Origin of the sequence: Campylobacter sp. 2018MI01 (assembly GCF_018501205.1) — a bacterium.
Taxonomy (GTDB): domain Bacteria; phylum Campylobacterota; class Campylobacteria; order Campylobacterales; family Campylobacteraceae; genus Campylobacter_E.
Genome location: NZ_JAHCZE010000112.1, coordinates 1 through 1,719, shown reverse-complemented (window position 1 = coordinate 1,719; position 1,719 = coordinate 1). Strand labels below are relative to the sequence as shown.

Below are 1,719 nucleotides of genomic sequence, written 5' to 3'. Positions count from 1 at the left end.
ACTATCAGCAATTGCCATACCTGAAGCATCATCAGCAGCAGAGTTAATTCTAAAACCTGAGTTTAACTTATTTAAAGAACTGTCAATTGATCTATTGTTCATAGATGCGTTTGCATGAGCGCTTAGCGCCGCCACGTTTGTGTTAATTCTGAATCCCATAATTTTCTCCTTAAAAAAATAATTGTCTTGATTTCCTTATCAAGTTACAACTATATCGGTGTGCTAAAAAATAACTTTAGGGGTGATGTGAAAAAATTTTTAAAAATGTGATTGTGATGTGGGGATAGGTGGCTTTTTGTGATTTTTTCTGTTAGGAAAAAATCGTAAAAAGCCTTGTGTTAGCTCGTTTTTAAACGAGCTAACCGAAATAAATATGATTTGAGAGTGCAAAATTTCACGGAATTTGAAATTAGAATTAGGATTTTGTGAAAAACTTGTGAAAATGTGAAATATTTGTGAAAAGTTTTGATGAAAGACCCGCAAAAGCGGGGGGCGACCCATCCGCCCCTAAGATGTGATGAGATGTTATACAAAATTGATTAATATTTTTAAAAGCTTGCTTATATTTTTATAATATATTGATTGTCGTTTAAACCCATTGATTTTAGATTTATATTTGGATATTTATTTAGTAATGTATTTAAGTCATTATAAAAGGTGTTTTTAGGATTTATAGTTTGTAGTAAATAAATTATTACATTTAAAAATGCAAAAATTTTTTGATTATTTAAATCTTTATTTTGAAAAAAGTCATTTTTGCTAGGAATTTTTAAGACTACGGCTAGAGTTTTATTCCATAATCTTGAATGATGTGCGCAAATATTTCTTACAAGCGTTGCTATATGTAACCAATTTACTAAAATAGATTTATTTATATTAAAAATATCAGAAATTTTCTTTTGCTCGTTTGTCTGCAATAATGCGTAAAAGTTAGATAAAGTGCCAAACGACATTACTTCTACAATTGCCCATAATGGTATTTCATTATAATTATCTAAAAAATGCTTTATAAAGCTTTCGTTAGAGCGTTTTACTTCCTTAAATATCGTATCTATAAGGCTTTTGTGTGTTTTAATGTTTTTATGATTTTGTGTAAAATTTAACTCACATAAATATCCTGTAGCACCAAAGGATAATGTATGGTAGTATGCAATTTGTGTTCTAAAATATAGCTCAATTGTCTGCAAAGCATTAGAAACTAGAGCTTTTAGCTCCATATCAAAATCATACAAATAAATAATATCCGTGAAATTAGTATTTTTAATAAAATTCTTATTATCATCATAAAAAGGTAAAAAATATGCACTTAATCTGTAATAATTTAAATTTCTTAATTTTTCTAAAGCAAAATCTTCATTTAAAATAGTTAAATTTTTAGATCTTAACAATTCTAATTGTTCTTGCCAAGTTCTGTGGGGTTTATTATATGTTTTTTTATCCATAATCAGCTTTCAAATGTCCCTAAGGGTTGCGCATTGTTAAGAGGCTCTTAGGGAACTGTCGGAAATATATTAACATTTTTTATTCTAATAAGTCAACAAAAATGCTGAAAAATAAAATAAAAATATTAATTTTTTACTTAAACAATCTTCTCAAACCCCCACTAGCTAAGCGCTCATGCAAACGCATCTATGAACAATAGATCAATTGACAGTTCTTTAAATAAGTTAAACTCAGGTTTTAGAATTAACTCTGCTGCTGATGATGCTTCAGGTATGG

General features: G+C 28.4%; 2 protein-coding genes and 1 pseudogene. 1 reads left to right on the top strand and 2 read right to left on the bottom strand.

From position 1 onward, the window contains the following. Both KJQ97_RS09210 and KJQ97_RS09205 read right to left on the bottom strand, forming a co-directional pair. The coding region (locus KJQ97_RS09210; protein ID WP_502756454.1) for a flagellin N-terminal helical domain-containing protein at positions 1-159 on the bottom strand (159 nt) is incomplete at its 3' end. A gap of 401 nt (positions 160-560) precedes the next feature. Beyond that, on the bottom strand, positions 561-1,442 hold the full coding sequence (locus tag KJQ97_RS09205) for an Abi family protein (protein ID WP_214120661.1): 882 nt from the start codon (positions 1,440-1,442) through the stop codon (positions 561-563). A 177-nt stretch (positions 1,443-1,619) separates the two neighbouring features. On the opposite strand from KJQ97_RS09205, the pseudogene KJQ97_RS09200 reads away from it, so the two are divergent. Then, positions 1,620-1,719 (top strand): annotated as a pseudogene (locus tag KJQ97_RS09200) (flagellin N-terminal helical domain-containing protein); the annotation flags it as partial.